Genomic DNA, 23,090 nt, shown 5'->3' with positions numbered 1-23,090 from the left:
CGCTCCTCAGGCTGCATCAGCGAGATCGACATCGGTCTCGCCTTCGCTTGATTGGTATCCGCCCAGTCCGAGCAGCAGGCTGGCCGCTTCCTCGGCCTTGGCCGCGGCGGTGAGGATCGCGCGCTCGTCCGATTTGAGGATCTGGAGCCAAGACGCGATGTAGCTGGCGTGATGGTCGAGGTGGGTTACCGGAAGGCCCAGTTCTGCCCCGAGAATGGCGGAGGACAGTTCTGCGATCAGTTCTTCAGCAGCATAGGCGTCGCTGCCGAAGCGGTTCTTGAGGTCGCGGTCGAGCCGCGAAGAATGACCCGTCCAGTGCGACAACTCGTGTGCGAGTGTCGCGTAGTAGTGGTCGTAGGCTTCGAATAGTTCGGCTGGTGGCATGGTGACCCGGTCGCGCAGCGGCTCGTAATAAGCCTGCGCACCGTGATGGCGCAGGTCTGCGCCGATATGAGCAAAGAAGGCATCGAGCCGGTCTTCGCGTCCTTCGGGCTCAAGTGCGGCAACCAGCGGCTGGGGATGGTAAAATGCTGGGAGGCCATCGCACTGGTCAGCGTTGAACACGGCATAGGCCTTGAGCACGCGCCGGTTCTCGGTGTCAGCTTCGCCTTCGGCGTTCTCGACCTCTTTGGTGTAGCTCTTGTAGAAGATCGCGATGGTCGATTTCTCACCCTTGCGGACCTGTCCGCCTAGCTTCTGGCATTGGCGATAGGTCATCCAGTAGGGCGAGGCGTAGCCACAGCCGTCGGCCACCATCCACAACCAGAAGGTGTTCATGCCGCGATAGGGCGTCCCGCAGGATCGCAAGGGCCGCGAGACGGGTACACCGCGCCACGGCTTGACCCAGGGCTTTGTGCCTTGCTCGAGCTTTTCGATGATGGCGGCGGTGATGCGCTGGGAAGGCGAAGTCGAAGCAGTGCGGCGGGACTTGGTCATGGGAGTTCTCCTGATCGCCGAGACGGACATGTCCCGGTTCAGGAAAAGCAAAAGCTTCCTCCCCTCTCGTCTAATGATGACGGCTTTGCGCCCTAATAGCAGCCATAAAGTCAGGCGAGGACAAACCTGAAAGCTGCTGTTCCAAAGTTTCGTCTGATTGAGGAAAATAAGCCTTCAATCGCAATAGGTCGAAAAATTTTCTTCGCGATGCGTCTTGGTCGCTGAAGTGAGGCGCATGAAATCCTCGTTAAGTTCGGCTTTGCCGTATCGTGACCGTGCACGAATTAAGTTGCTCCTTCATTATGACTTTCGGATGAGCACCACCCCAGCAATCACAAGCGCGCCGCCAGCCAGAAGCCAGGATTGATCGACAAGCAACGCGCTAGCTATGATCAATGCGGCAGCTAGAGGGCCTTTCAAGGACTGACGCTCATTGCGAAGTCCAGCGAGCTGCTCGATACTGAGCGGATCGAGCTGAACCGGCACATATCCTGACTTTGCGATCGAGTTCGCAGTGGCAAGTATGTCGGGCAAGGACGCCGACAAACCCAGCAGCTGACCGCGAAGTCTCTTCAAACCCGACCGAGCGCTGCCGAGCGAGAACCGCTCGGCGAGAAGCTCCGTCATGATCGGCCGGGTCTCTTCGGCGATGTTGTAGTCCGGTGCCAGCGATCGGACGAAGCCCTCTGCAGTCAACAAGGTACGCAGAAGAATGGCCAGATCAGGTGGCAGAACCAGTCGATAATCCCGCAACAGATCGAAAACGCGGGAAAAAATCTGCGAGAACTCGATGCCAGATAGCACGGTCCCCCTGAACTCTCCAATCAACTGATCCAGATCCACCGCGAGCGCATCGCGATCCACCTTCGGCTCCCCCGCCCATGCGAGCAGGACATCCGCGACATCGCTGGTTTCCTCACCAGCAATCGCAAGCACGAGGCGGACGATCTCGTCGCGCCTGGCCTTGGTGAGCGTCCCGACCGATCCGAAGTCGATGAAGCCGACATCCTGCTCGCCGATCAGGAAAACATTGCCGGGATGGGGGTCGCCGTGAAATTCGCCGTTTAGAATGATCATCCGCAGGACAGCGTTGGCATAGCTTTTAGCGAAAGCCGCCACCCGCGGGTCGCCCGATGGGCTGCCCAGCGAAGACGCGGGCCTGCCGTACAGGCGTTCCTGAACGTTCACCCGCAGCCCGGTCAGTTCCCAATGGATGGCCGGGGTCCTGACGCCGATGGTATCGAGATATGCGCCGATCCGCTCGCAGGCTCGGGATTCCGCAGCGAGGTCCATCTCCCAGGCAAGATTGCGGCCGAAGGTCCGCAGAAACTCGACTGGCCGGTAACGCGCGATATCCGGCGACCGTGCTTCCACGATCCCGGCAAGGCGTATAAGGAGGCGCACATCAGCCTCCATCCGAGCGGCAGTGCCTGGCCGCCGAACCTTCACGATGACCTCGCTTCCGTCCCGCAGTCTGGCGGAATAGGTTTGCGCTATGGAGGCAGAGGCCAAAGGCTTTTCGTCGAACTGCGCAAAGTCGCTCCGCCAGTCCTCACCCCAGCTTGAAGCAAGTACGGGCTCGATATCTGCGAAGGGCACTGACGACACCTGATCGTGCAGGGTTGAGAATGCCGTGATCCAGTGTTCGGTAAACAGATCGCTTCGGGTGGCGAGGAGTTGCCCCAGCTTTATGCCGACTGGCCCGATGTCACGGAGGAACGCCACAACTGCAGCCGGACGAAATTCGCGAGGATCGATGACATTGCTCGAAGAGGGAATAAATCCGAGGGCTCCGGCGAGATTCTTCGCGCCGTGCCTCATTAGGATTTGGCCGATCTCCGCGGCGCGAGCGATGCTGCTGATAGGCTTTTCCGGGGGCGATGCCATGATTTTACTCAGCCTCGGCCCGGAGTTGGTCCAGATTTTCCGATACCCTTGCAAGAATCTGCTGCAACGTTTGCTTCTCGTCGGCGGCAATGTCGCGCCAAAGCAGACCATGAAGCCTATCCGCGGAGCCTCTCAGTTCGGGCAGCAGATCGTCAAGCTGCTCCGTGAGGATGAGCTGCCACGCTCGCCGATCCGTCTCAGCTCGAAGCCTTTTCATCAGCCCGCGTGCGCAAAGACCTGCAACCGCCTGGCCGATGGTCGCCGATTCCAGTTCCAGTTTCTTGGCGATTTCAGCCTGCGTAAGGGCAGGATCGCGAAGAAGTTGTCCGATGATCCTCCACTGTGTCTGATTGAGACCGATCCTGGCGACCCTCGCATCGTACACTCTGCGCGCGCCGCGACTGATCTCGTCCATAAGATAGAGAATGCGGTCATCATCGGTGATGACCTTCTGCCGACGCTGAGACCGTGACATGGTATCTGGTTTTTCATCCATAGCGCTGTGTAGTCGGATAGCCTCGGATGCCCAAATGCAAACTGCTAAATGCCTTTACTATCTGACTCACGGCTCATAGGGCGCGAGACGCGTTCACCTTTTACTGAGGCTGCCGAAAGAGTCAGATGACCGATAACTCCAACCAACCGGAGCAGGAGGGCACAACCCCAACGAAACCGCAATCGCGGCGTGGCTTGCGCATCGTGCTAATCATCGTTGGTCTTGCCGTGCTGCTTGGCGGGATCTGGTGGTACTACCGGCACGTAACCTACGGACAGTACATGCAGACGACCGATAACGCCTATGTCGCTGCCGACAGCGTCGTTATCTCTTCCAAGGTAGCGGGATACGTCGAAGAGGTCTTCGTGGGGGAGAACGAGCAGGTTGCTCGCGGCGGAGCCCTCGTACAACTGGATCTGCGGGATTATCAGGCGCAAGCGCAACAGGCGCGCGCACAGATCGCTGCGACCCTGGCCGGTGCCGACACAATCCGTTCTCAGGTAGCCGAACAGGATGCAGCCATTCGCCAGGCGCGGGGCCAACTCGCCGCCGCGCGCGCAGCACTGGACCTCGCGAACGACCAGGTGGCGCGATATCGGCCCCTTGCCGCGACAGGAGCCGAACCGCGGGAAAAGCTAGACCAGTATGAGGCGCAGGCGCGGCAAGCGCGGGCCGAACTCGTCGCCGCGCAGGCGGCGGTGGCTGCCGCGACCGCGCGCCGAGGGACCCTGTTCGAGCAGATCAACCAGACCCAGGCGCAGGCGGACGCTGCTCGCGCTCAGCTGGAAACAGCCGACCTTACGGTTGAATCGACCTTGCTGCGCGCCAGCAAGGCCGGACGCGTCGGCGATCTCTCGGTGAGGGTGGGCCAGTTCGTGCAACCGGGTCAACGTTTGATGACGGTGGTTCCGGTGAGGGCGATCTACGTGACGGCAAACTTCAAGGAAACGCAGGTCGGCCTGATCCGGGCCGGCCAAAGCGTCAGGCTCGAAGTTGACGCCCTACCCGACCTTGAGATCGCGGGACGAGTGGTCAGCATATCGCCGGGAACGGGCGCGGAATTTTCCATCCTCCCCCCCGAAAATGCCACCGGCAACTTTACCAAGATCGTTCAACGGATACCCGTCCGCATCGGTATCGATGCTCCCCCTGAAGTGCGGCGTCTGCTCGTTCCCGGCATGTCGGTAGTGGCTACGGTCGACACCCGGAATGCTGCCGGCGAATTGGAAGAGATCTCGAGTCGGACTCAATGACCGAGATACTGGCAGCGCAGGACACTTCGATCGGGCCGGCCGGGGGCCGAAAGAACGCAGACGTGACTGCCTGGGTCGCTGTGGCCGCGGGCGCGCTTGGCGCCATGCTCGCGACGCTGGACATATCAATCGTCAATTCCGCACTCCCCGTCATTCAGGGCGAGATCGGTGCCACAGGCGCCGAAGGCACCTGGATTGCTACGTCATTTCTCGTTGCTGAAATCGTCGTCATTCCGCTGAGCGCTTGGCTCGAACGGCTGTTCGGTCTGCGAACCCTCCTCATCATCGCGGTTAGCGCGTTCACCGCATTTTCGGTGCTATGCGGGATTGCAACCGACCTTACGACCATGATCATCGGCCGAACGGGTCAGGGATTCACGGGCGGAGTCCTCATTCCGACCGCAATGACTATTGTGGCTAAACGATTACCGCCGCACCAACAGCCAATCGGAATGGCCCTGTTCGGCATGACTGTGGTTCTTGGCCCCGTGATGGGGCCATTGATCGGCGGCTGGCTGACCGAGAACCTGAGCTGGCACTATGCCTTTTTCGTCAATGTGCCAGTCTGCGCAATCCTGCTGCTCTTGCTGTTTATCGGGCTGCCTCACGAAAAGCCCAAATGGGAATATCTCACGGACGCCGATTGGGCTGGCATTCTCGGGCTGATCCTCGGACTGGGCGGTCTGACTGTTGTACTCGAGGAAGGGCACCGTGAGGAATGGTTCGAGTCCTCACTCATTCGCTGGCTAACGGTGGTGACCATTATCGGCTTTGCCTGTTTGATTTACGGACAGGTGAAGGCACGCAAGCCAGTCTTGAAGTTGCAGCTCCTGTTCAATCGACAGTTCGCCAGCGTCGCGATCATGGCGCTCGCCCTGGGCATGGTGATGTATGGTTCGACCTATGTCATTCCGCAGTTTCTGGCGATCATCTCTGACTATAATGCTTTTCAGACGGGACTGGTCATCTTCTGGATGGGTGTCCCGGCCTTTCTCCTGATGCCGGTTCTGCCCCTGATGATCCGCAAGGTGGACATCCGCATTGCCGTCGGCACCGGAATGCTGCTGATGGCGATCAGCTGCTTTGTCAGCACGAGTCTGACCGCCGAATCCGGCGGCGCTGTCTTCACTGAAAGTCAGCTTATCCGCGGGGCCGGAATGATACTTGCGATGATGTTCCTGAATCAGGCAACGGTTGCGTCGGTGGCCAAGGAAGACGCGGGCGATGCCTCGGGCATTTTCAACGCGGCCCGCAATCTTGGCGGATCATTCGCCCTCTCGGCCCTCGCTTCGTTCCAGGACCAGCGAATTTGGCACCATACGAGGCGCATGGAAGAAACGCTGAATGCGAACAGCGTTTCGCTGCAGACCTATCTCGACGGACTGGCGCGAAGCTTGGGCGATATGGAACGGGCGATGGCGGCACTCGGCGGCACTCTCCAGCGCGAAGCGTTCATCATGACCTACAATGATGTCTTTCTGGTGATGGGACTTCTCACACTCGCGACGGTCCCGCTTGTTCTGTTCCTCAAGCCGCTTCCGGAAAATGTCTCCCTTTCGATGCACTGAGCCCGAGATTATGCGCCACTTGCTACCTCCGATTATCACTATCGCCTTGCTAGCTGGATGCACGGCAGGGCCCGATTATGCAGGCCCCCCGGAAGTTGTGTCAGCAGACACGGGCACTCGCTTTGTGCGCGCTGGCAGTGATGTGAGCGCATCTGATCCGGTTGTCGCTCAATGGTGGCTGCTGCTCGGCGATCCCGAGTTGACGCGGCTGGTGGAGGCTGCGCTGTCCGGCAACCCTTCGCTCGCCGCAGCGCAGGCGCGCATTGCCCAGGCACGGGAATCCATCAGGCAAGACCGTGCGGGTCGAATGCCATCGCTTGGGGCACAGGCCAGCACCGTGCAGGGCCGGCTTCCTGGTCTCGACATTCAAGGCGGGGCGCCCCCCCCGTCAGAGCAAACCAATTCCGACGCAGAAATCGATGACTCGCTCAGCTTTTTCAATGTGGGCCTTAACGCCAACTGGGAGCTGGAGTTCGCCGGTGGCTCGCGCAGGCGCATTGAAGCCAGCAATGCCCAAGCTGCTGCAACGGTGGCCAATGCAGAGGACGCAAAGGTCCAGTTGACTGCCCAAGTGGCCAGCACCTACGTCAATTTGCGGGAGGCCCAATTCCGCGCAGAGCAATTTGAGGCGCAGACTTCGTTGCAGGAAGAGATCCTGGCGCTGACATACCAACGCTATCAGCGCGGTGCATTGCCGCTTTTCCCGGTAGGCACCGCGAATGCCGAACTGGAGATGCTCAAGTCACAACTTGCCGAAGCTGAAGCGGATATCGCAGTCCTGTCTGATGCACTCGCTATACTGACCGGACAGGTGCCGGGATCAGTTGATGCAGCGCTCACGACTGCGCATTCCATTCCCATGCCGCCAGAGCAGGTCGCGATCGGCGATCCGGCAAGCCTGGTGGCGCGTCGGCCTGACATAAGGGCGGCCGAACGGTCTCTTGCCGCGTCGACGGCGCGGATCGGGGTGGCCGAGGCGGCGCGGTTCCCGAAATTGTCCTTCACGGGGATCCTGGGCCTCGGCGGATCCTCGTTGGACGACGTTGTCGATGTCGGCGATTTCTCCGCACTCGCGATCCCGCGCCTCCAGTGGAATTTTCTGGATTTCGGCAGGGTAGACGCTGCGATCGACCAAGCCGGGGCGGCGCGCAACGAAGCAGTCGCCAATTACCAGCAGACGGTGCTTCTGGCACTGCAAGACGCCGAACGTGCCTTGGCTCGCTTCGGCCAGCAGCGTGTGGCGCTCGCTGCCAGTATGCAAATCAAGAAGCAGGCTGACGGCGCGGCGGACCTGAACCGCCAACGTTTTGCCGCAGGAGCGATCTCGAAGGCTGACCTCAACCGGGCCCTGCGAGAACAGCAGCAGGCCTCAGCAGACCTCGTCCGGGCAAAAGGTGCCCTTACGCTGGCGTGGATCGCGCTGCAGAAGTCGCTGGGCCTTGGGTGGCAAGAGCCTGTTCGAGATCAATAGTCCCGCCGCGCTGATCAAGTGATCCGGTTGACGAGAAGTAGGCGCCCCTGCCGCTGGCGACCAACTTTTCGTCGGGCTCGAGAACCCGGGTTTCCGCCACCGAAATCTGTCGCCCGACCTTCACGATCTGTCCGTGAGCAGTGAGAGGTCCTGAGGTTGCAGGACGGTGGTAATCGACATGCAGATCGGCCGTCGCTCTCGCCGCGACGCCCCCGGCAAGCAGAGTATAAAGCCCGGTGAGGTCGACCAGTGAAGCCAGGATCCCTCCATGCGCCGACCCAATCATAGGGTTCGACACGATCTCTTCGCGCCATGGCATGGTGATCGCGATTCCTTGGTCGGAGCATGTCGCAATCTCCAGCCCAAGCCATCGGTGAAACGGCGCGATATGCAGCATTTCCTGCAAGCGCTCTCGATCGATCATAGCTCCCTCGTCCCATGTGGGTGAGTCGTATCGGATGAGTGATGGCGCCCTAGGAAATCGACGATAGCGGCGGAAAAGGCGTCGTTCGCATCGCCCACGACCATATGCGTGGCATCGGCGATGTCCGTGTATTCTGCATGGGGGGCGAGTTGCCGCAGATGCAAAACGGCCTCTTCGGAAACAAGATCGCTAGAGGCGCCTCGGATGAGGTGAAGCGGAAGCGTGAGTTTCGCCGCAGCTTGGCTCAGCATTGCCGATTGACGTTCCTGGTTGTCTGGGTCGCCTTGTCTGGCCGCCATTATATTACGGATAAACACTGGGTCCCAGTGCCAATAGAAGCGCCCATCCGACTTCTGCCGCAGATAGTTTTTCAGACCATCGCTCGCGCCCCGCTTGGGACGATGCGGCATGTAGCGAGCGATCACGTCGGCCGCCTCCTCTGGTGAGGCGAAGCCGCTATCGACATGCTCTTCCATGAAACCAACCACGCGCATCACACCGCTGGGCTCCATGCGCGGGGCAATGTCGACCAATGTGAGTGAAGCAAAGCTACCTGGAGCAAGCTCCCCTGCGGCAATCAGTCCAGCGAGCCCGCCCAGTGAAGCGCCGACCAGCGCTGGCTTCTGGTCCAGGCGCGACGCTGCAGCGACCAGATCCGCCGCGAAGTCGCGCATTTCATAAGCTCCGCATGGCGACCAATCGCTGTCTCCGTGACCGCGCATGTCGAAGGCGATTGCGCGAAAGCCGGCTTGAGCCAGCTCGCTGACCACCCTTCTCCACGCGCGCCGTGTCTGCCCGCCGCCGTGCGCAAGAAGGACGGGTTTAGCGTAGGCATCCCCCTCAGCCTCGGCTGTAAGAGAAATCGCGCCTGCGCCCTCAATCGTAAAGGTTTCTCTCGCCATCTCCGGATGGTAGGAAAGGCGCGCTAAATAGTAAACCGATTTAGTTTGTGGCTCTCGGCTCCGTGTTGGCTGTCCTGCAGGGGCGTTTCAACGACGGCAAAAGTCTATGCCAAGAGGGGTTTCTCCAGACCATTCTCTAATGCACCGGCTTGCGATTCGGTCAGCAGTCGCTGTCCGCTTAATCCGCTCAAAGATATAAAAGCTGCCTTTCCGCTTCCGGCCCAAATTCTGACATGAAAAAGGCGGTCCGTCCCAATTGGGACGGACCGCCCACCGAGCGACCTCGACCTGTCAGGAGGGTCAGGCAGCCTGCTCGGCAATTTCGTCTGTCGCGTCGTCGCTGACTGCCTCGTCGACTTCGACATCAATCGGCGCGACCTCCTGAGCAGCAGTGAACAGCATGATCGCAGGAACCCAGGCTTGCGCCCGCTCCTTGACCTCGGCCTCGCCGATGAAGTTGCCTGAGAAGATGCGCTCGGCTGCGCTCGCAAGCTCAGCCTTCTTCGAAGCAGCGTATCGGCTGACCAGCTCCGGACCACCCGCAGCATCGAGCGCCTCGAGCGTGCGAGCCTTGGTCACGCGGTCGAAGTAGTTAGCAGCTGTGGGACGCCACCAATGCGCGGTCTCAATTTCGAGGAGCGAGCCGAGTGTCTCGTGCAGCGGTACCGAACGTTCGCCTTCACAGGCAAGGCTGGCAACCAGAGTGCGCGAAACGACATGACCAAGCCATGCCGAGCGCGCCTCGTCGGAAAGCGCCCGGAACTTGGCAAACCGCTCGACGTCGCTTTCGCCCGAGCGCCAGCTTTCATCGAGCGAGCCAGCGAACTCGGCCAGAGCAGCACTCGCCGGTGCATCCTTGGCCTCGGAACCGGCAACCGGTCCAGACGCGACGGAGCCGACAAGCGTCGATGCCTTTCTGGCGCGCCAGTCATGCCCATCGGCATCGGCTAGCGTGAAGACCATGAAGTCGAGCGCCAGTGCCGGATCGTTGGCGAGATGGATCGCGAGGATGTCGCGGCGTTGCACTGCAAGCTCGTCGAGCAGGCGCTGCGATAGCGAGCTGCCCTTGGGTTTCACCGCTCCGCATTCTTCGACTGCCTCGACCACACCTTCGTCAGCGATGACTTCGGTCTTGGTATAAAACTGCGGGACCAATGTCGGCTCACCATTGCGCGAGAGGACGAGGAAGGCACCGGCCTCGGGTTTCAGTTCGTCGGCCAGCACCGGTGGCCGATCGTTAAGGGCGCGCATGGCGCGGTCGATTACCACAAGTTCCTTCTCGGCCTTCGCGACCTCGTCCTCGTCGCTGTCTTCGTCTTCGAGCACGGCGGCGACGCGGTCGTAGTCGGCTTCGAGTTCACCGAGTTCCTGCGCCTCGTGTTCGGTCATTGGGGCAGGCTCGCTGGGCAAGCGACTTAGACCTTCGACGAGGTCATGGCTGACATAATTGCCAAGCGTCGGTCGCACCCAGGCAAGGCCGTGTTCCTGAGCCGTCTTGACGGCCGCTTCCTCCATGGCCTTGTGCGCGAGCTCCTCGAGCAGCACGACATCGATCCAGCTCTCGCTGGCATCATCATCGAAGAGTTCGCGCTCGATCCGGCCGCCTGCGGCGAGATAGGCGTCGCGACCGACCAAAACAGCTCGTGGATCGGAACCGCGCACCGTCGCATCAAGCACCATGCGGCGGATCGTGTCGGGCGTGATCTGGTACCAAGCGTCCTGCAGTTCGGCATAGACATGTGCCTGACGCTCTACGTCGGAAATCGCGCCGTAGGCCTTGGCCATATCGAGCGTGATCGTGCCTTCGGCGAGCGCTTCGAAAACGCAAGGCGCGAGGCTTGCGAGGCGCAGGCGCCCTTCGACGAAACGGACAGTGAGGCCAAAGCGGCGCGCCACGTCTTCAGGGGTAGCCCCAGCCTCGATGATGGAGGCGAACGCCTGTGCCTCGTCGGCCGGGTTCATCGCGAGTCGCTGGAAGTTCTCGGCCAGGCTGGCTTCGCGCACTTCGCTTTCCTCGCCTTCGATGACGAGACAGGTGACCTCATGGTTTTCGGGCAAGGTGCCCTCTTCGGCCAGCGCCTGCAGCGCGGCGAGACGGCGACCGCCGGCCTCGACTTCGAACTTGCCGCGCTTGGCCTTACGAACGACAAGGTTCTGCAGCAGGCCGCGCGCAGCAATGTCTGCCCGCAGCTGGAGGTCGGCCAGCACGTCGCTAGACTTGCGAACGTTGCGCGGGCTCGGGACGAGCTTCTTCAAGGGAATCGACTGGATCATGGGTGTTCTCCTGATGGAATGAAGGCGCAGGTGAGGATCACAAGGCCCACAAGCCCAAAGGGCTCCCTTCACTCTCAGGACCTTGCTCTACGGAGCAGCCATGCCTGGAGTTCATCGTTCCAGTCGGTGTCGCGTGAGGATGGTTTGCGAACGTGGATCGTCCGCCCATCGCGGGCATAAGCGGCTAGGCCACGCGACGCAGCCAGCTTGCCGCCAGCATCATGATCGACGAAGAGATGAAGCTCCGTCACGCCCTCGGGCACGCTCACGAGACCGAAGCGCTCATTGCCCAGGGTCGCCCAGACGGGAATACCAGTAAGAGCGTAGGCCGAAATCGCGCTCTCGATACCCTCGGCAAGTCCGAGCTTGCCGGAGGCCGGAGCGAACAGGCGGACAGCAGCTTCGCCGAGCGCGCCGAGCGCGCGCTTCGGTTTGTCGAAATCGGCCTTGGCATTGCCCGAAAGGAACGTGCGATGGACGGCGATCGGCCCCTCGTCGAGGCTGACCGCCGCAATCATGGCCGGCAAAAAGCGGGTGCATCCCTTCGGACCAAGCGGCGTTCGTGGATGGAAGCGAAGAGCCGGAGATGCGGCGAGGATGCCGCGGCTCTCCAGATAAGCCTTTGCCGGACTGGCACGCAGTGGCTGTGCATCGCGCCAGATCCTCAGCGCTGCCGCCGAGGGTTTGCGGGTGCTGGTCGGTACGGGTTCGTTCGTGATCGCAGAAGCTGAAAAAAGCGCCGGTGCCTCGAAACCTTCACGCGCCAAAGCAGCCAGCACGCTCTGCTGATCGCATCCCGCGAAACAGTGGAAGAGGATGGCCTGTCGGCCGAGCGACACACCGAGTGACGGCGTGCGGTCATCATGCGCGGGGCAACAGGCCATGCCCTTTGTGCCGGACCATTTGCCCCCTCGCGATTCGCAAATGCGACGGGCGGTCTCGGCAAGCGACCGGTTGGGATGAGTTTGGACAGACAGGGACATGCGAGCTCCTCAGCATGCAAAGTGGCCCCCTCATCAGCGCTCCTCTCCTCTCCCAAAGGCAGTCATTCGCGGCTTTCCTACACGCATATGTTCTTTTTATGTTCTCTTTCGATTCGAATCAATGGAGCACAAGTCGAGATGAACTGCCTCAATTGTCTGACCGCGCTAGCGGTCGCCTGTCTGGGTATGATCGCGACCTCCTCACAGCAAGTTCGCGCCCAGGATTTCACCTTGTTCGAGCACGCGATCGTTCCGCCGAAGACGGACCAGCAGCCGGCAAGGGAATATCTTCCTGCAATCTACCAGGCCGAGCCAGCAAACGTATCCTACCGGGAAGGCTTGTATATGGCGGCAATAGCCGAGGCCGAGCGCCGTTACGGGCTTCCGACCAATCTGCTTCGTGCTCTCATCTGGGCTGAGTCCCGCTTCAATCCGATGGCTGTGAGTCCAGCCGGTGCTGCCGGGCTTGCTCAGCTTATGCCAGCCACGGCGCGAGAACTGGGCGTCCGGAACCGTCATGACCCTCTTGCATCGATCGACGGTGGCGCCAGGTACCTTCGCGACATGTTGGACCGGTTCGACGCGGTCCACCTGGCCTTGGCTGCTTACAATGCTGGCCCAGGTGCCGTCTCCCGATCACGCGGCATTCCCAACAATGGTGAAACGCCGCAATATGTCCGGTCTGTGTTGGGACGTTGGCAAGCAATTGGTACGTACAATTGACGAAACTACCTGATTTCCGGCTATTGTCTGAAATCATGTGCCGGAATGAAGACGGACAACGCCAGTGAATGAGACCCCCGGTGAGCCGTTCGACTTTCGCAAGGCGTTGAAGGCACAGAAGCGCCGGAAGCTGAGAAAGGAGATCGCGTTGGGTTTGGGAGCATTCGCGATCGTATTTGCTGGAGGGATGCTGGCACTCAACTGGCCAGTCCATGATGCCAGCCTTGCTAACGACGATCAGCAGCCTCAGGCTTTATTCCAGCAAGCAAGCTCCCCACAATTCGACATCTGCGGATCGATCCGGCGCACATGCGTCGTGGATGGAGATACTTTCTGGCTTGATGGCGTGAAGATTCGGATTGCCGACATCGACACTCCCGAGATCAGCGAGCCTCGTTGCGACTATGAATACCAGCTCGGCATGCGCGCGACGCACCGCCTTGTCGAATTGCTGAATGGCGGGCCCTTTGAACTGAGGACCATCGGTAGCAGAGACGAGGATCAGTACGGTCGTAAATTGCGGGTTGTAACGCGCGGCGGCCGCTCGCTTGGCGATCAGCTGGTCAGCGAAGGCCTGGCGCGAACCTGGACCGGGAGACGTGAACCATGGTGCTGAACCGGGATCAGGAATTGTGGGCCGTCGCGCTCTGGGTCGAAAAGAACCATGGCGAAGAGGGAATCGCGTATATCGCGCAGCAAATCCAGCGGCTATCCAACGAAGGGGACGAGGCAGGCATAGCAACGTGGAAGACTGTTGCTGAGCGCTTCGATCAGCTTAGCTGCCAAAGCTCTACGAACTGAGGCTCGGCACGATGCGGAAGTGGCTTAAGGTCTGGGGCATCAGAATTGAGTTCGCCTTGCTCGCGTCAGTGTCCCTGATAGGGTTGGTCCTGAGCCTTCAATCCTGCACTGGCTGAGAAGAAATTCGTTCTTCCGATCAACCATTCGCAAACTTTCCCATGATGACCTTTCCTCCTGTCCGGAGCTCATCGAGGTAGTCGCTCCACCATTGAGCCATGCGCACGCGCTCTTCCCAATGTTTGCCGCGATGGTAGATGCCACGCACAACATTGCTGTCGCCATGTGCCAGGGCACGCTCGATCGCATCGGGATTCCAAAGGCCCGACTCGTTGAGGAATGTCGATGCTGTCGCCCGGAGTCCATGCGCGGTGACTTCTTCCTTCGAGTATCCCATGCGACGGAATGCGGCATTGAGCGTATTTTCACTCATGGGACGCCTGGAGCTGCGCGCAGATGGGAAGACATATCCTTCGCGGCCGAGCATCTCGGCCAGATCAGTAAGATAGCCTCTAACTTGCTTGGAAAGCGGGACGGCATGCGATCGGCGCGCCTTCATTTTACCGGCAGGGATCTTCCAGACCCCATCGACGAGGTCGATCTCATGCCATTCGGCGTGCCGGAGTTCGCCGGGGCGTACGAACACATGCGGCGCTATCTGCAAAGCTAACTTCGTCACCATGTAGCCAGTGAAGTCGTCGATTGCGCGCAGCAGCCCGCCAAGCTCGGTGGGCTCGAGGATTGCTGCATAATGCGTGGCTCTCGGCGTTACGAGAGCGCCCTTCAGCATACTGGTCGGATCGGATTTGCAGCGGGTGGTAGCAACACCGTAGCGAAACACGCGGCCTGCGAACGAGCGGCATTTCTTCGCAGTCTCGTGCTTACCGGTGGCTTCCAGCCGTTTGAGGGGAGCCAGGACTTCGAACGGCTCGATCTCGTTGATGGGTCGGTTCCCGATGGCAGGCGCAAGCTTGTCGAGGAAATAATTGGCCTTGACGATCGTGCCATCGGCACGGCCATTCTTGACCATCATCTGTTCAATATACTCACGTGCGACGGCCTCGAACGTCTGTGCAGAAAGGAACTCGGCGCGGATTTTCCGCTTCCGCTTCTCAAAGGCCGGGTCGCCCCCTGAAGCAACAGCTCGTCGTGCCTCGTAGGCTTCGTCTCGCGCTTGCTTGAGACTGATGTCAGGATAGCTGCCGATGCAGAGCTTCTTTTGCGCGCCGCCGATCCGGTATCGGAATCGCCAAAGTTTGCCGCCGGTCGGCGTGACCTCAACATATAGGCCGCGCTCGTCGGTTACCTTGTACGGCTTATCCTTGGGCTTGAGAGCGCGGAGGCGAGTATCTGTCAGAGGCATGTGGGGGCCTTTTCATCTGGGCCTTTGCGAAACGGCCTCAAAAGGCCCACAAAAGTGTCTGGAACCCCCGAGAACAGGCGGGACGATCCGGAACGATCCAAGGGCCAAATCCCTAGGATTTCTGCGGGTTTTATAGATTATTTGGGAGAACGTGAGAAGAACAAATGGTGCCCAGAAGAGGATTGGCCTCTCAGGGCTCGAAAGCGGCGGAAAACAAGGGCTTCTGGCTATCCGCTTGCCCGACTCTGTGACAGGTTTCTGTGACACATTCTAGTATGAAGTGCTGCCGAGAGGATGCTAGTGGACGCCAAAGCGATTGAACAAGCCCAGAGAAGGTTGGAGAAGGCCGAAAAGGCTCTGACGAATTTGGAGGCAAGCAAAGCGCTTGAGGAGGCTGAGGATGCATGGTCCGACTTTGTCTCTGCGGCCTCGACAATTTACTCCAAGCTTCATCAGGGAAGCAAAACGACTGGCAAAAGCGAGGCATGGTATGGTCGAAAAGCTACGGAGAGAAAAAAGGACGAACTCTTAGCGTATATCCACCATGCTAGAAATTCAGACGAACATAGTATTGCTGAGATAGTGAAGCGAGCGCCCGGCTCCATTGCTGTGGCAGGGAAAGGCTCTTATGTTTTCAATGGCAGGATTGGTGGACCCAACACGAATTTCACGGTGAAACACGTTGGTGGCGAACCTCCTAGGTTCGACATCAGAAACCCTTCAATCCACCTTATCCCGGTGAAGGACCGAGGAGTCGTATATGCTCCCCCCTCCACACATTTAGGGAACCGGATCGAAGGCACATCTCCGCTGACCGTAGCCAGCTTGGCGTTCGCCTACTTGTCTGATCTCATAGAAGAAGCTCGCAGCCTTTCCGTTTAATCGCGGGACGCTATTCAAGGCGAAAAAAGCAGGCCACAAGGCAAACGCAAAGAAAACAAACTAGGCGAGGTCTAGAGCCTCCAGCCGCCTCAAGAGCCGCCTCACGCCCGATGGATGCCACTCCCCTCCACGCGGGGCCGCTACGTGCCTCTCGTTGAGTTCGCTAGCGAGGCCTCTAAGGCTCAGTGAGCGCCAATCCGGTATCGCCGCTAGTTCGCTGGCCAGTTCCTCACATCGTCCGTCTACGGCCTCTTGACGGGCCTCCACGGCAGCACTGTTACCCTTCCCTGCCCTACGGAGCGGAGCGGCCCCGTTAGGGTTCCCTAGCTTCACTCCACGGGCCTTTGCGGCCTCCAATGCGGCCTTCGTGCGCTCCGATATGATGACGCGCTCCCGCTGCGCGAGGGCGGCAAGGATGTGAACCGTGAACTCGTTAGCCTCCGGCATGTCCGCAGCAATGAACTGAGCGCCGCTCTCTTGCAGCGCAGACAGGAACGCGACGGACCTAGAGAGGCGGTCCAGCTTGGCGACAACTAGGGTCGCTCCCGTTAGCTTGGCGCGACGTAAAGCCTCTTGAAGTTTGGGCCTGTCGGCCTTCCCCCCGCTCTCGCATTCCGTGAAGCTGTCGATTAGGGTTAGGCCGCGCGAACTGCATAGGTCCGCTACGGCCCTCTCCTGTGCCTCTAGACCTAGCCCTGAGCGAGCCTGAGAGGCCGTAGAGACGCGATAGTAGGCGATGGCCTTCATGGGCACGCTCCAATCAATTTGTTCACCCTGTCGGCAATTACAGCGGCCCGGTACAATTCTGGCGGCGCGCTCGGCTTGGAGCGATTGGCCGTGAAGCGGTTGCTGGCATAGATGACATTTGAAGTGTTCTGCATGGTCGATGACCCCCTGTTCCAATTAACCTAACGGACATTAGGCAATATGGAACACCCTGTCAAGGGGCACGCTAAGGCCCCCGCCTATCGTCATAAGCGGAACCTCGAAGCGTGCCCCCATTGGCGGCGTCATGCGCAATTCACTCTTCCCGCAGAAGATTGGAAGGGACCCCCATGGGGGGAACGCCGCCGAGTGTTACGTATTTAGGGGGCTTCGAAAATGTGCGCCAAATCAATCCGGCTTTTCGTGTCCGGGCATTGAGTAGTTGGCGAAGCGGCTTTCACTGGCAGGCCCTTTGCGGGTCTCTGCGGGCTTAGAAGGCTCGGCAGGGACCAGATCGGGCTTTGAGGGTGTCGGCTTGGGAGGGACGGCCTTCACGTCCGCGGCAGTGTCCACATAGGTCTTGCGGATCACGCCTCCACGCAGGGTCTCGCTGACAACCTTTCGGCGGCTCTCAGGGACGCCGCTCCAAGGGTCTGGGGAGGGCGGTGCGCCCTCCAACTCAACCCCCGTGGGATGATAGCCCATTCGGCTCCGCTTTCGTCGGACGTGGCGGGCCTTGTTGGCGAGGCGGCGGCTCACTGAGACCCTCGGGCGCTGCGGTAGCCCTCCGCCGCCTTGTCGATTTCTGCATCGAGAGCGGACTGCGCTGCGCGGCGCTTGGCCTCCGTCTGCACATACTGGCGACGATAGGCGACCTTGCGGGCCTTGATGGCTTCCTTGAGGGCCTCCTCAAGTTTCCGCTCTCCCGGCTCGCCCTTGATGCGTGCAAGTTCGCCGGTGATCTCCTGCATTCGCAAGTTCATAGCGCGTCGGCGCTCTGGCGATTGGATGGCCGGGATTTCTGCGCCCGTGCCGGGATCGTAGCCGCCAACCTCATTGAGGCCTCCATCCAGCCGCTCATATTCGCGGACTAATTCCTCGGCCTTGCGGTGGCGCTCAAAGACCGCCCACTGATATTTGTTGCCATGAGGCCCAGGCCCAGCCGCTAGACGTGCAGTCATCACCCTTTTTGCGGCCTCCGGCGCGAGGGAGGATAGGTCCGTCATGTTGGTTTCGGCGTCCCCAAAAGGGTTCCAATAGCGGGGGCTTCCGGTCTTGCTGATTTCGGAGCGGAGGTCTTCATCGCTCGGCATTCCGGGGATGTCGTCTAGGACGATGTCGTCTTGGTTCATTTAGCGTTCTCACTTCGATTAGCGTTCTGGATAGGGGAAAGCGCCGCCCCCAGCAGAACGCGGGACCGGGGACGGCAAGCATCTGGCGAGCATTGAAGCGCCGGACGTGGATGGGTTTGGATTGGGGAGAGACGGCGCGGATGCGTTGCGTTTCACGCGCGGGCTATCGTTAAGTTATAGTCCCATAGAGATATACTCTACTTAAGACATTGCGAGGGACATTAAGGACCCTTAAAGATACCCTTAGAGAAAACGCTTCCGTTCTCCCCTGAGTGGGGGTTTAATTCCCGACCCCCTCAAAACCCCAGCAATTGTGCGGGTTAGAGGTTACTTTCAGCGACACTCCTCTAGATACTCCATTTTGGGCGGTCTTCCAGCGCACGCCGAACCATGCGCCATTCAGGTCCTTCCGGGCAGTAGCGGCCCACGCTCAGGCCCGCGATATGCCTTGAGCGGGCCGCAAAGGGGCCTAGGAGTCTAAAGATGACATCGCCGGCTACCCACCTAGCTAAGATGTTATATCATCAATTCTGAGGCAATCTGAGGCGTTCTAGGCTTCCGTCCCAACCGCGACCCCCGGATAGGAAACTTTGGCAATCGCCTCTGCAAGCTGACGAGCGGCGAAGCCCTTGCCATACGCCCCCGCGACCGGGTCCCCGCCCTTTCGTCCGGCCAATGCGGCACCGATTGGGGTCCCGTGAAGGCCCGCACGGCGCAGCGCGTCCTCGAAAGAGTGGCGGAGCGCGTGGAGGCCTAGACCCTTGCCCTCAAAGCGATGCGCTTTGACCAGCCGCCCAAACCAATCCCCGGCCTTATCTCCCCATTTGTCAGCCGCGTCTTGGCCACTGTCAAACAGGCGCTCCATGCCGAGTTCTTTGCGAGCCTTCACGTGGCTCAAAAGACCGAGACGGACTAGCTCAGGATGGACCGGCAAGGTGCGGTAGGCGTTCGCATTTTTGAGGCTTCCACGAACATCCATGACGTGGACCCCGTCTTCCATGCGAAAGGCGGCGGTTTGTAGCTGAGCAATCTCTCCGCGTCGCATCCCTTGAAACAAGGCAATCAGAGGCAGCCAGTAGCGGCTCGGATGGCCTGAGGGGCTTGTGTCGCCAGAGGCCCACGGCTCCCCGGCGAAGAGAGTAGCAAGCTGCGCTAAGGTGAACGGGTCCCGCTTATCCTTTGCCGCCACCGGGTCTTTCACGCGGAGGCTCTGAAAGGGGCTTTTCGCCACAAGGTCTTCCCTCTCCGCCCAGCGGAACAGCGCCGCAACCGCGCCCATGTAGTTACTGTTGATCGTCTTGGGACTGAGCGTAGGCAGCCCTTCCCGCTTCGCCATTTCTATAGCGGCTGGCAGCGTCACGCCTTCCCACCTTTTGCCCTTGCCGTATCCTTTGGGGATGGCCTTCACGGCTTCGAAGAACTCGCGGGCTTTCTGGCGGTCGATTGCCGCCAACTTAGTGTGATCGCCAAGCAACGCGAGGAAAGTGTCGAAGACACGCGAATACGTGTTTTGCGTGGACCTTTTTAACTCCGCCCATTTCGCCGCTCTGTAGGCCGAAATCAGGTCCGATAGAGTAAGCCCCTGAGCATCCTCAAAATGCCCCTCAGAGGGCTTCTGCGGGGCGTCTAGAGCAGCCTCAAAGAGGGGGTCTCCCGGCCTTGCCCCATAATCAGAGACCAGCCGCCGTTGCCATACCTCAGTGCTGGCAATCCGGGCACGCTGAACAAGCCGCGCAAGGCCTCCTCCCGCCCCCTTAAAGCCCGCCTCTTTGGCAAGCTTGAAGGCAATCTGAGCGGCTCTCTGCCCTCCGCCTTCCTCAGTAAGCTCCCGGCGATATTGTGCCAACATCTCAGCGGCCACATGCCGTTGCTCTTCAAGGGTCTGAGGGTTTCGCTGGGCGTCCCTTATGGAGTCCTCAAGGTCTGTCGTTTGCCTGCGGAAGAACTCCACTGCGAGTGATTGAGCCTGAGCTTCGGTGGGGGCCTCAGCCTTGCGATTGGCTAGCTCAGCTTCCGCCGCATCCACCCTCGCCCAAAACTCCCTTTCCGCCCCTACCTTAGCGCGGATGGCTTCGGACTTGCTTTCGGTCCTCAGGGATTTGCGAAAGGGGGACGCCCCAAGCTGTTCTTGAAGGTGGAGCGGCCACGCTCGGTTGTAATACCAGTGCGCTCCGCGCTGCATTAGGTGCTGAGTTTGGCTCACGGCTTCTTGGCCCAATTCTGTGACAGTTTTTCGTGTCACGGATAGCCAAAAGCCCCTATTTCTGCCGATTTACAGACCCTTAGAGGGTGATGGTGCCCAGAAGAGGACTCGAACCTCCACGCCCTTGCGAGCGCCGCCACCTGAAGACGGTGCGTCTACCAATTCCGCCATCTGGGCACACTTACGAAGCTGCGGATCATACGAGTCCGCACTCATGGTAGGCGCGGGCCACTAGCGAAGGGGTGCGGGGCTTGTCAACGCTATTCGCATGCTTCTTATGCGCGGAACGCTTGCGGGCGCTGGCCGGTTGTGGCTAGGGGCGCACCCGACGATTCCTCCCTTCGATTATCGAGACGATCCAGATGGCAAAAAGCGGCGCATTGAACGGCAAGATGGTAGCCCTGATGGGTGGCACCGGGTTCCTCGGCAACTATGTCGCGCAGGCTCTGCTGTCGCGCGGGGCGCGCCTCCGGATCTGCGGTCGCAACCCGCAGGCGGCCTTCAAGCTGAAGCCGCTCGCCAATCTCGGCCAGCTGCAATTCGCGCGCATGGACGCGACCGACCGCCGCAGCGTCGAGCAATGCATCGAAGGCGCCGATGCGGTGGTGAATCTGGTCGGCAGTTTCGACGGCAATCTGGCAAAGCTTATGGGCGAGGCGCCCGGCTGGATGGCCGAGGCTGCGAAGAACACCGGCGCAATGAGCTTCGTCCATGTCAGCGCCATCGCCGCCGAACCGGAGGAAGACTGGTCGAACGAATACGCCAGCGCCAAGCACATGGGCGAGCGCAGGGTGACCGAGGCGTTCAAGAAGGCGACCATCATCCGCCCCTCGATCATCTTCGGCAAGGACGACAATTTCCTCAACATGTTCGGCGAGCTGATTTCCAAGCTGCCGATCCTGCCCGTGTTCGGTCCCGAGGCCGAGCTGCAGCTCGTCTACGTCGACGATGTCGCCGAAGCGATCGCGCAGAGCGTGGAGAACCCCGGCAAGCATGGCGGCAAGACTTATGAGCTGGCGGGTCCGGAAAAGCTTTCCATGATGGAGATCAACCGGCGCATCGCCGATGCTCAGCATCGCAAACGCACCTTCCTGCCGATGCCCGATGGCGTGTCGGCGACCTTCGCCGCGCTCCCCGGCACGCCGATGGGGAGCGACCAGTGGGACCTCCTGAAGCAGGGCAATGTCGCGAGCGGCGACTATCCCGGCTTCGAGAAGTTCGGGATCGAGCCCAAACCGCTCGGCCTGTTCCTCGACAAGTGGATGACGCGCTTCCGCAAGCACGGCCGTTTCGAGCCGCGCCTGAGCGCCTGAACGCCGCTTCGTTTCAGAGCGTCTCGACGATCAGCACGGCGCCATCGCTGCCGCTGATCCTTACGCGGTCGCCCACGCCCGCTTCGCAGCCCTTGGCTAGCCATTCGCTGTCGCCGTGTTTCACCTTGCCCACTCCGTCACCGATAGGGACGACGACGGTGGCGATCTCGCCTGCAAGCCGCATGCCGCGCCGGTTCATCTTGGGGTCGACTTCCTCGATCGGATGACGCTGGAAATAATTGCGGCCGACGAAGACCATGACGATCGACAGCACGGCAAAGACGGTCACCTGAAGCGGGACCGCCCCCGGCAGGAGGAAGGCGACCGCGCTGGTCAGCAAGGCTGCGCCGGCCAGCCACATCAGGAAGAAGCCGGGCACGAGGATTTCAGCACCGGCCAGGAACAGGCCGAGTGCCAGCCACACCCAGAAGGGGTCGAGCGAGTTCCACCACTCCATCACTGGCCTCCCATGCCGCCGCTACGCGGCACGCTGGGCGTGGCGCTGCGCGGTTGCGGGCGCGGCGCGGGGCTGGGCGAGCGCGGAGGCTGCGGGCTGCGCGGAGGCGTTCCGCCACCCGGGCCATCGCCGGCGATATCCTTGACCAGTTCACCGATCCCGCCGAGCGAGCCGATAAGCTGCGTTGCCTCGACCGGGAAGAGGATGGTCTTGGCGTTGGGGCTGGTGGCAAACTTGCCCACCGCCTTGGTGTATTCCTGCGCCACGAAGTAGTTAAGCGCCTGGCTGCCGCTGTCGGCAATCGCGTCGCTGACGACCTGCGTTGCCTTTGCTTCGGCCTCGGCCTCGCGCTCGCGTGCTTCAGCGTCGCGGAAGGCGGATTCCTTGCGGCCTTCCGCTTCGAGGATCGCCGACTGCTTTTCACCCTCGGCGCGCAGGATCTTCGATGCCCGGTCGCCCTCGGCTTCGAGGATTTCCGCGCGCTTCAAGCGTTCGGCCTTCATCTGGCGCGCCATGGCTTCCGAAATATCCATCGGCGGACGGATGTCCTTGATCTCGACACGGGTGATCTTCACGCCCCAAGGCGAGGTCGCGTGGTCGACGACCGAGAGCAGCCGCGCGTTGATCTCGTCACGCTTCGACAGCGTTTCGTCGAGGTCCATCGAACCCATGACGGTACGCAGATTGGTCGTGGTGAGCGCCATGATCGCGTTGTAGAGGTTGGAGACCTCGTAAGCGGCCTTGCCCGCATCGAGCACCTGGAAGAACACTACGGCGTCTGTCCCCACCATCGCGTTGTCGGCGGTGATGATTTCCTGGCCCGGAATGTCGAGCACCTGCTCCATCATGTTCACCTTTTGCCCGACACGGTCGATGAAGGGGATAATGACGTGGAGGCCCGGCTCGGCGGCCAGCGTAAATTTGCCCAGACGCTCGATCGTATAGACGTAGCCCTGTTTGACGACGCGCACGCCCATGGCGAGAAACAGCACCGCCAGACCGACGATGGCTACCAGAAACCCAAGCATATCCATTGCTAACCCCCGAAAACAATCCCGTTGGCCAGATGCTAGCGCGACAAGGGTTAAGGGGAAAGTAAA

General features: G+C 60.5%; 21 protein-coding genes, 1 tRNA gene and 1 pseudogene. 8 read left to right on the top strand and 15 right to left on the bottom strand.

Annotated elements, in window-relative coordinates:
* Nucleotides 1–6: 6 nt before the first annotated feature.
* The 3 genes from K3148_RS07170 to K3148_RS07160 form a co-directional block, all read right to left on the bottom strand.
* Nucleotides 7–936 (bottom strand): ArdC family protein, encoded by a 930-nt coding sequence (locus K3148_RS07170; protein WP_221424179.1) that lies wholly within the window; start codon nucleotides 934–936, stop codon nucleotides 7–9.
* A gap of 300 nt (nucleotides 937–1,236) precedes the next feature.
* Complete coding sequence (locus tag K3148_RS07165; protein ID WP_061926343.1) at nucleotides 1,237–2,823, bottom strand: ABC1 kinase family protein; 1,587 nt, start codon at nucleotides 2,821–2,823, stop codon at nucleotides 1,237–1,239.
* A 4-nt stretch (nucleotides 2,824–2,827) separates the two neighbouring features.
* Nucleotides 2,828–3,319, bottom strand: coding sequence for a MarR family winged helix-turn-helix transcriptional regulator (locus K3148_RS07160; protein WP_066581776.1), 492 nt, complete (start codon nucleotides 3,317–3,319; stop codon nucleotides 2,828–2,830).
* Between the two features lie 125 nt (nucleotides 3,320–3,444).
* Between K3148_RS07160 and K3148_RS07155 the strand changes: the two genes are divergently transcribed.
* From K3148_RS07155 to K3148_RS07145, 3 genes are read left to right on the top strand one after another with little or no spacing between them, the layout of a single operon-like run.
* Nucleotides 3,445–4,572, top strand: a complete 1,128-nt coding sequence (locus tag K3148_RS07155; protein ID WP_061926347.1) for an HlyD family secretion protein — start codon at nucleotides 3,445–3,447, stop codon at nucleotides 4,570–4,572.
* Nucleotides 4,569–6,140 carry an MDR family MFS transporter gene (locus K3148_RS07150; RefSeq protein ID WP_051051456.1) on the top strand — a complete coding sequence of 524 codons (1,572 nt, stop codon included), beginning with the start codon at nucleotides 4,569–4,571 and terminating at the stop codon, nucleotides 6,138–6,140. The genes K3148_RS07155 and K3148_RS07150 overlap by 4 nt, the downstream gene beginning before the upstream one ends.
* Nucleotides 6,141–6,150: 10 nt before the next feature.
* Entirely contained in the window at nucleotides 6,151–7,611 is a 1,461-nt protein-coding gene (locus K3148_RS07145; protein WP_083440144.1) for an efflux transporter outer membrane subunit, read from the top strand.
* Here K3148_RS07145 and K3148_RS07140 read toward each other — a convergent pair.
* From K3148_RS07140 to K3148_RS07125, 4 genes are all read right to left on the bottom strand, one after another.
* Entirely contained in the window at nucleotides 7,541–8,035 is a 495-nt protein-coding gene (locus K3148_RS07140; RefSeq protein ID WP_083440145.1) for a hotdog fold thioesterase, read from the bottom strand. The two genes, K3148_RS07145 and K3148_RS07140, sit on opposite strands and share 71 nt — an antisense overlap.
* Entirely contained in the window at nucleotides 8,032–8,937 is a 906-nt protein-coding gene (locus tag K3148_RS07135; protein WP_038283498.1) for an alpha/beta fold hydrolase, read from the bottom strand. Before K3148_RS07135 ends, K3148_RS07140 begins: the two co-directional genes overlap by 4 nt.
* Before the next feature lie 300 nt (nucleotides 8,938–9,237).
* Nucleotides 9,238–11,211, bottom strand: coding sequence for a ParB/RepB/Spo0J family partition protein (locus K3148_RS07130; protein WP_221424178.1), 1,974 nt, complete (start codon nucleotides 11,209–11,211; stop codon nucleotides 9,238–9,240).
* A gap of 74 nt (nucleotides 11,212–11,285) precedes the next feature.
* Nucleotides 11,286–12,194, bottom strand: coding sequence for a DUF7146 domain-containing protein (locus K3148_RS07125; RefSeq protein WP_282099538.1), 909 nt, complete (start codon nucleotides 12,192–12,194; stop codon nucleotides 11,286–11,288).
* A gap of 138 nt (nucleotides 12,195–12,332) precedes the next feature.
* Between K3148_RS07125 and K3148_RS07120 the strand changes: the two genes are divergently transcribed.
* The 3 genes from K3148_RS07120 (at nucleotide 12,333) to K3148_RS14025 (ending at nucleotide 13,718) form a co-directional block, all read left to right on the top strand.
* Complete coding sequence (locus K3148_RS07120) at nucleotides 12,333–12,917, top strand: lytic transglycosylase domain-containing protein (protein WP_221424176.1); 585 nt, start codon at nucleotides 12,333–12,335, stop codon at nucleotides 12,915–12,917.
* 64 nt (nucleotides 12,918–12,981) lie between these two features.
* Nucleotides 12,982–13,533: a thermonuclease family protein gene (locus tag K3148_RS07115; protein ID WP_187335490.1), complete on the top strand. Its 552-nt coding sequence runs from the start codon at nucleotides 12,982–12,984 to the stop codon at nucleotides 13,531–13,533.
* On the top strand, nucleotides 13,524–13,718 hold the full coding sequence (locus tag K3148_RS14025; protein ID WP_050601784.1) for a DUF6961 family protein: 195 nt from the start codon (nucleotides 13,524–13,526) through the stop codon (nucleotides 13,716–13,718). The genes K3148_RS07115 and K3148_RS14025 overlap by 10 nt, the downstream gene beginning before the upstream one ends.
* Nucleotides 13,719–13,854: 136 nt before the next feature.
* Here K3148_RS14025 and K3148_RS07110 read toward each other — a convergent pair whose 3' ends face one another.
* On the bottom strand, nucleotides 13,855–15,078 hold the full coding sequence (locus K3148_RS07110; protein WP_221424175.1) for a tyrosine-type recombinase/integrase: 1,224 nt from the start codon (nucleotides 15,076–15,078) through the stop codon (nucleotides 13,855–13,857).
* Between the two features lie 336 nt (nucleotides 15,079–15,414).
* Here K3148_RS07110 and K3148_RS07105 point away from each other — a divergent pair, with 336 nt between their 5' ends.
* Entirely contained in the window at nucleotides 15,415–15,960 is a 546-nt protein-coding gene (locus tag K3148_RS07105; protein WP_221424174.1) for a hypothetical protein, read from the top strand.
* Nucleotides 15,961–16,020: 60 nt separating this feature from the next.
* On the opposite strand, the gene K3148_RS07100 is transcribed toward K3148_RS07105, so the two are convergent.
* The 5 genes and pseudogenes from K3148_RS07100 to K3148_RS07085 all read right to left on the bottom strand — a co-directional run bounded on the left by K3148_RS07100 (nucleotide 16,021) and on the right by K3148_RS07085 (nucleotide 20,397).
* The gene (locus K3148_RS07100; RefSeq protein WP_221424173.1) at nucleotides 16,021–16,707 is read right to left on the bottom strand and encodes a recombinase family protein; all 687 of its coding nucleotides are present in this window, start codon (nucleotides 16,705–16,707) and stop codon (nucleotides 16,021–16,023) included.
* A 713-nt stretch (nucleotides 16,708–17,420) separates the two neighbouring features.
* Nucleotides 17,421–18,017 carry a hypothetical protein gene (locus K3148_RS07095; protein WP_221424172.1) on the bottom strand — a complete coding sequence of 199 codons (597 nt, stop codon included), beginning with the start codon at nucleotides 18,015–18,017 and terminating at the stop codon, nucleotides 17,421–17,423.
* A 550-nt stretch (nucleotides 18,018–18,567) separates the two neighbouring features.
* Nucleotides 18,568–19,878: a site-specific integrase gene (locus K3148_RS07090; RefSeq protein ID WP_221424171.1), complete on the bottom strand. Its 1,311-nt coding sequence runs from the start codon at nucleotides 19,876–19,878 to the stop codon at nucleotides 18,568–18,570.
* 204 nt (nucleotides 19,879–20,082) lie between these two features.
* Nucleotides 20,083–20,199: pseudogene (locus K3148_RS14020) on the bottom strand (DUF6538 domain-containing protein); the annotation flags it as partial.
* A gap of 111 nt (nucleotides 20,200–20,310) precedes the next feature.
* Nucleotides 20,311–20,397, bottom strand: a tRNA-Leu gene (locus tag K3148_RS07085).
* A 203-nt stretch (nucleotides 20,398–20,600) separates the two neighbouring features.
* Between K3148_RS07085 and K3148_RS07080 the strand changes: the two genes are divergently transcribed.
* On the top strand, nucleotides 20,601–21,533 hold the full coding sequence (locus K3148_RS07080; RefSeq protein WP_345719519.1) for a complex I NDUFA9 subunit family protein: 933 nt from the start codon (nucleotides 20,601–20,603) through the stop codon (nucleotides 21,531–21,533).
* A gap of 13 nt (nucleotides 21,534–21,546) precedes the next feature.
* On the opposite strand, the gene K3148_RS07075 is transcribed toward K3148_RS07080, so the two are convergent.
* Both K3148_RS07075 and K3148_RS07070 read right to left on the bottom strand, forming a co-directional pair.
* Entirely contained in the window at nucleotides 21,547–21,990 is a 444-nt protein-coding gene (locus K3148_RS07075) for an NfeD family protein (RefSeq protein ID WP_221424169.1), read from the bottom strand.
* Complete coding sequence (locus tag K3148_RS07070) at nucleotides 21,990–23,018, bottom strand: SPFH domain-containing protein (protein ID WP_425594627.1); 1,029 nt, start codon at nucleotides 23,016–23,018, stop codon at nucleotides 21,990–21,992. The genes K3148_RS07075 and K3148_RS07070 overlap by 1 nt, the downstream gene beginning before the upstream one ends.
* Nucleotides 23,019–23,090 lie beyond the last annotated feature (72 nt).

Source organism: Qipengyuania aurantiaca (assembly GCF_019711375.1).
Classification (GTDB): Bacteria; Pseudomonadota; Alphaproteobacteria; order Sphingomonadales; family Sphingomonadaceae; genus Qipengyuania; species Qipengyuania aurantiaca.
This window is presented reverse-complemented; position numbering and strand designations above follow the sequence as displayed.

Coding starts and splice junctions, on each gene's coding strand:
- K3148_RS07100 (WP_221424173.1), bottom strand. CDS start 16,707: ATGAAGGCCATCGCCTACTATCGCGTCTCTACGGCCTCTCAGGCTCGC.
- K3148_RS07120 (WP_221424176.1), top strand. CDS start 12,333: ATGAACTGCCTCAATTGTCTGACCGCGCTAGCGGTCGCCTGTCTGGGT.
- K3148_RS07075 (WP_221424169.1), bottom strand. CDS start 21,990: ATGGAGTGGTGGAACTCGCTCGACCCCTTCTGGGTGTGGCTGGCACTC.
- K3148_RS07140 (WP_083440145.1), bottom strand. CDS start 8,035: ATGATCGATCGAGAGCGCTTGCAGGAAATGCTGCATATCGCGCCGTTT.
- K3148_RS07125 (WP_282099538.1), bottom strand. CDS start 12,194: ATGTCCCTGTCTGTCCAAACTCATCCCAACCGGTCGCTTGCCGAGACC.
- K3148_RS07150 (WP_051051456.1), top strand. CDS start 4,569: ATGACCGAGATACTGGCAGCGCAGGACACTTCGATCGGGCCGGCCGGG.
- K3148_RS14025 (WP_050601784.1), top strand. CDS start 13,524: ATGGTGCTGAACCGGGATCAGGAATTGTGGGCCGTCGCGCTCTGGGTC.
- K3148_RS07160 (WP_066581776.1), bottom strand. CDS start 3,319: ATGGATGAAAAACCAGATACCATGTCACGGTCTCAGCGTCGGCAGAAG.
- K3148_RS07110 (WP_221424175.1), bottom strand. CDS start 15,078: ATGCCTCTGACAGATACTCGCCTCCGCGCTCTCAAGCCCAAGGATAAG.
- K3148_RS07095 (WP_221424172.1), bottom strand. CDS start 18,017: ATGAACCAAGACGACATCGTCCTAGACGACATCCCCGGAATGCCGAGC.
- K3148_RS07155 (WP_061926347.1), top strand. CDS start 3,445: ATGACCGATAACTCCAACCAACCGGAGCAGGAGGGCACAACCCCAACG.
- K3148_RS07170 (WP_221424179.1), bottom strand. CDS start 936: ATGACCAAGTCCCGCCGCACTGCTTCGACTTCGCCTTCCCAGCGCATC.
- K3148_RS07165 (WP_061926343.1), bottom strand. CDS start 2,823: ATGGCATCGCCCCCGGAAAAGCCTATCAGCAGCATCGCTCGCGCCGCG.
- K3148_RS07130 (WP_221424178.1), bottom strand. CDS start 11,211: ATGATCCAGTCGATTCCCTTGAAGAAGCTCGTCCCGAGCCCGCGCAAC.
- K3148_RS07070 (WP_425594627.1), bottom strand. CDS start 23,018: ATGCTTGGGTTTCTGGTAGCCATCGTCGGTCTGGCGGTGCTGTTTCTC.
- K3148_RS07145 (WP_083440144.1), top strand. CDS start 6,151: ATGCGCCACTTGCTACCTCCGATTATCACTATCGCCTTGCTAGCTGGA.
- K3148_RS07135 (WP_038283498.1), bottom strand. CDS start 8,937: ATGGCGAGAGAAACCTTTACGATTGAGGGCGCAGGCGCGATTTCTCTT.